Source organism: Brevundimonas diminuta ATCC 11568, assembly GCF_000204035.1.
Taxonomy (GTDB): domain Bacteria; phylum Pseudomonadota; class Alphaproteobacteria; order Caulobacterales; family Caulobacteraceae; genus Brevundimonas; species Brevundimonas diminuta.
In genome coordinates, this window is record NZ_GL883086.1 from 624,267 (window position 1) to 632,200 (window position 7,934).

The 7,934-nt window shown below is 67.1% G+C and carries 7 protein-coding genes; 5 read left to right on the forward strand and 2 right to left on the reverse strand.

Annotation, left to right across the window (positions count from 1 at the left end; translation table 11 throughout):
- The coding region (locus BDIM_RS06805; protein ID WP_040345320.1) for an iron ABC transporter ATP-binding protein at window positions 1–304 on the forward strand (304 nt) is incomplete at its 5' end.
- Between the two features lie 4 nt (window positions 305–308).
- Here the strand turns inward: BDIM_RS06805 and BDIM_RS06810 are convergent.
- On the reverse strand, window positions 309–2,339 hold the full coding sequence (locus BDIM_RS06810; protein WP_244911853.1) for a lytic transglycosylase domain-containing protein: 2,031 nt from the start codon (window positions 2,337–2,339) through the stop codon (window positions 309–311).
- 115 nt (window positions 2,340–2,454) lie between these two features.
- Between BDIM_RS06810 and dapA the strand changes: the two genes are divergently transcribed.
- The 4 genes from dapA to prfB all read left to right on the forward strand — a co-directional run bounded on the left by dapA (window position 2,455) and on the right by prfB (window position 7,474).
- Window positions 2,455–3,339 carry a 4-hydroxy-tetrahydrodipicolinate synthase gene (gene dapA, locus BDIM_RS06815; protein ID WP_003164830.1) on the forward strand — a complete coding sequence of 295 codons (885 nt, stop codon included), beginning with the start codon at window positions 2,455–2,457 and terminating at the stop codon, window positions 3,337–3,339.
- Complete coding sequence (gene smpB / locus BDIM_RS06820) at window positions 3,339–3,809, forward strand: SsrA-binding protein SmpB (protein WP_003164831.1); 471 nt, start codon at window positions 3,339–3,341, stop codon at window positions 3,807–3,809. Before dapA ends, smpB begins: the two co-directional genes overlap by 1 nt.
- Before the next feature lie 71 nt (window positions 3,810–3,880).
- Window positions 3,881–6,286: a penicillin-binding protein 1A gene (locus tag BDIM_RS06825; RefSeq protein ID WP_003164832.1), complete on the forward strand. Its 2,406-nt coding sequence runs from the start codon at window positions 3,881–3,883 to the stop codon at window positions 6,284–6,286.
- 74 nt (window positions 6,287–6,360) lie between these two features.
- Window positions 6,361–7,474, forward strand: a protein-coding gene (prfB, locus tag BDIM_RS06830; protein WP_112999793.1) for a peptide chain release factor 2 whose coding sequence is annotated in 2 segments (ribosomal slippage) — window positions 6,361–6,429 and window positions 6,431–7,474 — 1,113 coding nt in all. Because the reading frame shifts where the segments join, the coding sequence is not laid out codon by codon here.
- Between the two features lie 76 nt (window positions 7,475–7,550).
- Here prfB and BDIM_RS06835 read toward each other — a convergent pair.
- Window positions 7,551–7,934 (reverse strand): bactofilin family protein (locus BDIM_RS06835; protein ID WP_050796645.1); only part of this gene is annotated, 384 nt, incomplete at its 5' end.

The window sequence follows — 7,934 nt, forward strand, 5'->3', positions numbered from 1 at the left end:
CTTGCTGGTCGCGGACGAGCCGATCGCCGGTCTAGACCCTGACGCTCAGCTTCTGGTGCTTGAACGGCTGCGGGCGCGCGCAGGCGCCGGGCATGGCGTCCTGGTCAGCTTGCATGACCTGACGCTGGCCGCGCGCTTCGCCGATCGGATCGTGGTGCTGGATCAAGGGCGGACGGCGGCCGACGGCGCGCCGACCGAGGCCCTGTCGCCGCGCGTGCTGAAGACCGTCTTCAACCTCGACGCCGTTTGGCTGGAGGCCTTGGACGGGCCGCTGCTGGCGGCCCGCCGTCTGTCGTCCCAGTAGCGGATCAGGGTTGATAGGGACGCGGGCCGGTGTTGGGCGGCGTGCCTCGGGCCAGGTCCGCTGACGGCGTCAGCGGCGCCGAGCCGCCGTTCAGGCGGGCGCGATAGACCTGCATGTTCTCCATCACCCGCATCATGTAGTTGCGCGTCTCGGTGAAGGGGGCGCATTCGATGAAGTCGATGGGGTCGACCTGGGCCTGACGCGGGTCGCCGCAGCGCGCGGTCCATTGCGGCGGGCGCGCCGGGCCGGCGTTGTAGCCGACGGAGGCCAGCAGCGGAGAGCCGCCGAAATTGTTCATCAGTTCGCCCAGGTGGTAGCTGCCCAGGGTCATGTTGACCTCCGGATCCCACAGCTGTTCGGAGCTGAATGAACGGCCCATGCGGCGCGCTACGCCCTGCGCCGTTGCGGGCAGAAGCTGCATCATGCCCCGCGCATCGGCATGCGAGCGGACCAGAGGATCGAAGCTGGATTCCTGACGGGTGATGGCCAGAGCAAACTCGTTCGGCGCCATGCCCGGAACCTGTTGCGGCAGGCGGATCGGATACATGCGCTCCGGCATGACGAAGCCGCGCTGGCTGGCCGCGCGGCCGACCATCATCGAGCCGAACTGGTCGCCGTAGCCCTGCATCAGGTCGAACAGCTGCGACAGGTCGTAGGGCGACGGCAGCGTATCATCCAGATGATAGGCGAAGACCCGCATCAGGGTCTTCTCGCCGATCTGACCTAGGATGCGGGTGGCGCGCACCACTTCATTGTCCTCGAAGCGGTTCACGTCTTCCGCCGACGGCGACGGCTCGCCAGGCAGAGTCAGGGTCGTCGCGCCCGCCTTTTCCGCCGCGAGCTGACCGTAGAAGGTCTGCCAGTGCTCGGCGCCCGCCTGATACCAACGCTGGGCGTCCTGTCGGTCGCCGCGCGCTTCGGCTGCACGGCCCAGCCAGTACAGGGCGCGGCCCTGGGTGATCGGGGTCGAGGAGGCGTTGCGCAGGACTTCGAAATGCTGCGCCGCCGTCGCCGGGTCGTTCAGCTTGGTAAGGGCGACCCAACCGGCGAAGAATTCGGCGTCGACCTTGCGCTCGCCTGAAGGGAAGCCGTGGCCGTTCATGGCGGCGTAGGCGGCGCGGGGGTTCCCTTGTTGCAGGGCGTCCAGGAAGTAGTTGCGGCGCTCGCTCCACAGGGTGTTCTGGCCGTCGGCGTGCGACGGCGCGGCGGGCAGGGCGGACAACAGGGGGAAGGCCTCGGATTGACGTCCGGCCGAGCGCAACAGGCGCACCCGTTCCAGCACTACGGCTGGATCATTGGCCTGGCTCTGAGACAGGCCGCTGACGATCACATCGGGAGCGTAGGCGGTGCGCAGCGCCATTACGGTGTTGGCGACAGCCTGGCGATCGGCCGGGACCAGGGCGACCATGGCGCGCGTCGCCGGGCCGTGCGGCCCCAGCAGCAGCATGTTCAACCGCGTCACATGGTCGTCGCTGGTCAGCCAGCCGCCCCAGCGCGCATAAATTCGGCTTTGCTGAGCCTCTTCAAAGCTCTGGGTGCGCCACCAGTCTCGAATCAGGGCCTGGGCCTCCTGACGGCGACCCGTCTGCTCCAGCGCGCCGGCCAGGGCGATGGCTCCCTGAGCCGTGGTCGGTGCGGTTCCGCTGAAGAAGGCCAGGACGGCGTCCGGCGATTGACCCGCCATGTCCAGCGCGCGCTCGCCCGCCGCCCGACGCGAATCGCCGCGCGGCCAGTTGGCCAGGTCGGTCTGGGCCAGCGCCAGATCGCTGTAGGACATCTGCTTGTCCGAGGTGTCGACCAGCGCCCACTCGACCAGCTTGCGCGCGGTCGGATCGGAAATGCGCGCCATGATGGACTGCGTGCCCACGACGTCGCGCGCCCGCGCGGCCGTCAGCCCTTGCTGCACCAGGGCGGCGTCCTGGCTGCTGATGATCCCGCCCTGACTGGCGGAATAGGGCGTCGGCGTGCTGTTCAGCACGTCCTGAGCCGGTGGAGTCAGTATCGCCAGGGCGGCGGCCACGGTCGTCGCGATCATCAGATATCTGATCCTCATTCATCTTTGGTTGCGGCCAAGCGGCGGGCAACCTACCCTTTGCCGATTAGTGACGGGCGGAACGCCGCCCATTTCTCCGCGCAGGTATGTTGTTCCCATGACCGCCCCCTTGTTCAAGGGCGTGATCACCGCCCTGATCACACCTCTTCGTGACGGAAACGTGGACGAGGCCGCTTTCAAGCGCCTGTTGGAACGTCAGATCGCCGCTGGAGTTCACGGCGTCGTGCCGATGGGCACTACGGGCGAGAGCGCCACCCTGCACCTGGACGAGCATAAGCGCGTGGTCGAGCAGTGTGTCGAGATCGCCGCCGGCCGAATCCGCGTCATCGCCGGCGCGGGTTCGTCCGCGACGGACAAGGCGATCGAGCTGACCCGTTTCGCCAAGACGGTCGGCGCAGACGGCGCTCTGGTCGTCACCCCCTATTACAATCGCCCGTCGCAGGCCGGGATGCAGGCGCATTTTGAAGCCGTGGCCGACGCCGTGCAGTTGCCGATCCTGCTCTACAACGTGCCGGGCCGTACGGGCGTGGACCTGGCGAACGAGACGACGGCGGCTTTGTCGGCGCACCCGAATATCGTCGGCATCAAGGACGCCAGCGGCGACGTGGCGCGGGCCAGCTGGATGCGCGCCAACATCGACGGCGCTTTCGACCTGATCTCGGGTGATGATTCCAGCTATCTGGGCTATGCCGCCCACGGCGGCGTGGGCGTCATCTCCGTGACCTCGAACGTCGCGCCCGAGGCCATGGTCGCCCTGTATGACGCCATCCAGGCCGGCGACTTCGCCGCCGCCCGCTCGTGGCAGGAGCGCCTGATCGGCCTGCACAAGGCGCTGTTCCTCGACAATTCGCCGTCGCCGACCAAGTACGCCCTGGCCAAGCTGGGCCTGTGCACGGAAGAAGTCCGCCTGCCGCTGTCGCTGACGGCCGACCCCGTGAAGCCCGCCATCGACAAGGCGCTGGCCGAGGCCGGGGTCGCCTGATGGCCGCAGACGCGCCCAAGCAGAAGACGATCGCCGAGAACCGACGCGCGCGCTTCGACTATTTCCTCGAGGACCACATCGAGGCCGGGATCCAACTGCTGGGCACCGAGATCAAGGCGTTGCGCGACGGTCGGGCCAATATCGCCGAAAGCTACGTCTCGCCTGAAGGGCGCGAGATGGTGCTGATCAACGCCGACATCCCGCCCTACAAGATGGCGAACCGCTTCAACCACGAGCCGCGCCGCCATCGGAAGCTGCTGCTGCACCGCAAGCAGATCGACAAGCTGATCGGCGCCGTTCAGCGTGACGGCCGCACCATCGTGCCGGTGCGCCTGTATCTGAACGAGGCGGGCAAGGCGAAGCTGGAAATCGCCCTGGCCAAGGGCAAGAAGCTGCATGACAAGCGCGAAGCCTCGGCTGAGCGCGACTGGCAGCGCGACAAGGCGCGCCTGCTGCGCGACAAGGGATAAGTGCAGTTCCGCTTTGCGCGCCGCGCGACGCGCGATAAACGACGGATCATGGGGCGCGTCTTGCGGAGTTCATGGTGAAGATAGCCGAACGCTGGTTCGTCATGGCGGGCGTGGCCCTGCTGGGCGCCATCGCCGTGGCCGGTGTGGTGGTGGCGATCTACGCCGCCTGGGTCTTGCACGACATGCCGGACGCCTCCGAGCTGGCGGACTATCGCCCGGCGACGGCGACGCGCGTCTATGCCGAGGACGGCACCCTGATCGGCGAGTTCTCGGATCAGCGCCGAATCTACGTCACCTATGACCAGGTGCCGCAGACGGTCGTTCACGCCTTCCTGGCGGCGGAGGACCAGAACTTCTTCAGCCACGGCGGCATCGATGTGTCCGGCATCGGCCGGGCCATGTTCAAGAACGTCTTCAACGTGCTGTCCGGCCGTCGCCTGGAAGGCGGCTCGACCATCACACAGCAGGTGGCCAAGAACGTCCTGCTGACCAGCGAGACCAGTCTGAACCGCAAGCTCAAGGAAGCGGTGCTGTCCAGCCGCCTGGAAGCGACGCTGAGCAAGGAACAAATCCTTGAGCTGTACCTGAACGAGATCTACCTGGGCTATCGCTCCTATGGCGTGGCCTCGGCGGCCTATAACTATTTCGGCAAGTCGCTGGATCAGCTGACGCCGGACGAAGCGGCCTTCCTGGCGGCCCTGCCCAAGGGACCGACCAACTATCACCCCAAGCGCTACCCTGAGGCCGCGCTGGGACGCCGGAACTGGGTGCTGGGCGAAATGGCCGACAACAAGTGGCTGTCGGACGAGCAGTTGCAGACGGCCCTGGCCCGTCCGTTGAACACCCGTTCGGCGCCGCGCCGCGCGGAATACGCCGACGCCGACTTCTTCGTCGAAGAAGCGCGCCGCCGCGCCATCGCCCTGTTCGGTCAAGAAGAGGTCAACCGCGGCGGCTATTACCTGCGCACCACCCTGGATCCGCAGCTGCAATCGGCGGCGCGCGACGCCCTGATGCGCGGGCTTGAGGACTACGACCGTCGTCACGGCTGGCGCGGCGCCTGGGGCACGACGGACTTCGCCGAAGGCTGGCAGGCCGAAGCTCAAAAGCGCACGACCCCGCCTGAGCGCCGTTCATGGCAGGCGGCCGCAGTCGAGAACGTCAGCGGAAGCACCATCCGGGTCCGCACGGCCAAGGACGATCAGACGGGCACGCTGCGCGCGGCCGACGTGACCTGGTCCAACGCGGGGCGCCGTCCGTTGAAGCGCGGCGACCTGATCTTCGTCGAGCGGCAGGGCGGCCAATTCGCCTTGAAGCAGGTGCCGGCCGTCAACGGCGCCCTGGTCGCCATCGAACCGCAATCGGGCCGCGTCCTGGCGATGGTCGGCGGCTATTCCTACGCCCTGTCCAGCTTCAACCGCGCGACCCAGGCCCGCCGCCAGCCCGGTTCGGCCTACAAGCCCTTCGTCTATGCGGCGGCGCTGGAAGGCGACTTCACCCCGGCCTCGATCGTTCTGGATGCGCCGATCAGCTTCCCCGGCGGCCCTGGCGGTCGCGCCTGGACGCCCCAGAACTACAGCCGCCAGTTCTACGGCCCGCAAAGCCTGCGTCGCGGCCTGGAATTGTCGCGCAACGTCATGACCGTGCGTCTGGCCCAGGCGGTCGGCATGAAGAATGTCGTCGACCTGTCCAAAAAGATGGGCGTGGTGGACGACATGTCGCCGAACCTGGCCATGTCGCTGGGCGCTGGTGAAACGACGCCGTATCGCATCACGGCCGCCTACGCCGCCTTCGTCAACGGCGGGCGCCGGGTCGATCCCTATCTGATCGAACTGGCTCAGGATCGGAACGGTCAGACCATCCATCGCGCCGACCGTCGCCAGTGCCGCGACTGCAGCCGTGGTTTCAGCGGCCAGGAATCGCCGCGCCTCCAAGACCGCGGAACCCAGGTGATCGACCCGATCACCGCCTATCAGATGAGCTCCATGCTGGAGGGCGTCATCCAGCGCGGCACGGGCGCCCGCGCCCGAAGCCTGGGCCGCTGGGTCGGGGGCAAGACGGGCACGACCAATGAATACCGTTCGGCCTGGTTCGTCGGCTTTTCGGCCGACATCGTCGTCGGCGTCTTCGTGGGCTTCGACGACAACCGCTCTCTGGGCGGGGGCGAGGCGGGGGCTTCGACCGCCGTGCCGATCTTCATCGACTTCATGGAAGACGCCTTGAAGGAACGCCCGGCGCGTCCGTTCGTGAAGCCGAAGAACGCCATCTTCCGCACCGTGAACGGCATTGAGGAAGCCTTCCGTCCCGGCACCGAGCGCCAGTTGCGTGAAGAGGCGCCGCGTCCGGCTGCGCCGGAAGGACCGCAGAACTATTACGACGTCATTCGTCGCGAGCAGGAAGCCAAGTCGCAGGCCCCGGCGCCGGTCGCGCCGCCGCCGCCCAAGAAGCAGCCTGCTGAGGACTTGAGCGACCTCTACTGACGCTCTAGGTAAGCCCACCACCCGGCGCGCCTGTCACCAGGCGCGCCGTTTCACCCTATGTCGCGGAGATTGCGATGAGACCGGATGTCGAGGCCATGAAGGCCGACATCGAGCAGAGCGTCGCTCTGCTCAGGAGGCGACTTTGACTGGGATGTCGCTCTAAGAAAGCTCGATGAGCTGAACGCGCGGGTCGAGGATCCGACGCTGTGGGACAATCCCGAGCAGGCCCAGGCCGTCAGCCGCGAACGCTCGCGTCTGGAAGCCCAGGTCAGCGCCGTCAAGGAAATGGAGCAGGGTCTCGAAGACGGGATCATGCTGGCCGACATGGCCGACGAGGAGGGCGACGAAGCCACCCTCGAGGACGCGCGCGAGCAGTTGAAGGCCATCAAGGAACGCGCCGCCCGCGCTGAACTTGAAGCCCTGCTGTCCGGCGAGGCCGACGGCAATGACGCCTATCTGGAAATCAACTCCGGCGCCGGGGGCACCGAGTCCAACGACTGGGCCGGGATGCTGATGCGGATGTACAGCCGCTGGGCCCGCGCCCACGGTTATGAGGTCACGATCGAGGCCGAAGAGCAAGGCGAACAGGCGGGCATCAAGTCCGCGACCTTGCAGATCGCCGGGCCGAACGCCTATGGCTGGCTGAAGTCGGAATCGGGCGTTCACCGCCTGGTCCGCATCAGCCCTTATGATGCGGCGGCCAAGCGTCACACCAGCTTCGCCTCCATCGGGGTGTCGCCGGTCGTGGACGATACGATCGAGATCGACATCAACCCGGCCGATGTGCGCACCGACACCTATCGCGCTTCGGGCGCCGGCGGTCAGCACATCAACAAGACCGACTCGGCGGTGCGTCTGACTCACGTTCCCACCAACACCGTGGTCGCCTGTCAGGCGGGACGTTCGCAACACCAGAACCGCGAACAGGCCTGGAAGATGCTGCGCGCGCGTCTGTACGAGCTCGAGCTTCAGAAGCGTGAGGCTGCGGCTCAGGCTTTGGCCGACGCCAAGACCGATATCGGCTGGGGCCACCAGATCCGCTCCTATGTCCTGCAGCCGTATCAGATGGTGAAGGACTTGCGGACGGAGGTTGAGACCTCGGACACCCAGGGCGTTCTGGACGGCGACCTGGATCCGTTCATGGGGGCTGCGCTCGCGGCCCGCGTGGGCGAGACCCGCGAGGGCTGAACGACCCGCCGGATCGACGCATAAAAAAGGGCGGCCTTCGCGGGCCGCCCTTTCTCGTTATGGCCGCCGGCGCCGATCAGGCGGCGGGCTTGGCCTCGACCTTGGCGTCCGTCTTTGCGGGTGCGGGTTTTTCGGCCGGGGTAGGGGATTCCAGCATGTTGGCGCCGGGCGTGTCGCGCTTGGCCTGGGTGCAGCGGCCCTGGAACCAGGCGCCTTGCTCGATCGACAGTTGTTCCTGAGTGATGTCGCCCTCGACGCGCGAGGTGGCGAACAGCTTGACCTGCTTGGCGACGATGGCGCCCGAGACGCGGCCGCGCACCTCAAGAATGTCGGCGTGGACCGTGCCCTCGACCGCGCCGCCTTCGCCGATCACCACGCGCACGACGCGGATATCGCCCTTCAGCGAGCCGTCGACCTGAAGCTCGCCCGCTCCAGAGATGTTGCCTTCGTACTTCACGCC

Bases quoted from the DNA above. Each gene is read 5' to 3' on its own strand.
- BDIM_RS06810 (WP_244911853.1), bottom strand. From the start codon at position 2,339: ATGATCGCGACGACCGTGGCCGCCGCCCTGGCGATACTGACTCCACCG.
- dapA (WP_003164830.1), top strand. From the start codon at position 2,455: ATGACCGCCCCCTTGTTCAAGGGCGTGATCACCGCCCTGATCACACCT.
- smpB (WP_003164831.1), top strand. From the start codon at position 3,339: ATGGCCGCAGACGCGCCCAAGCAGAAGACGATCGCCGAGAACCGACGC.
- BDIM_RS06825 (WP_003164832.1), top strand. From the start codon at position 3,881: ATGGTGAAGATAGCCGAACGCTGGTTCGTCATGGCGGGCGTGGCCCTG.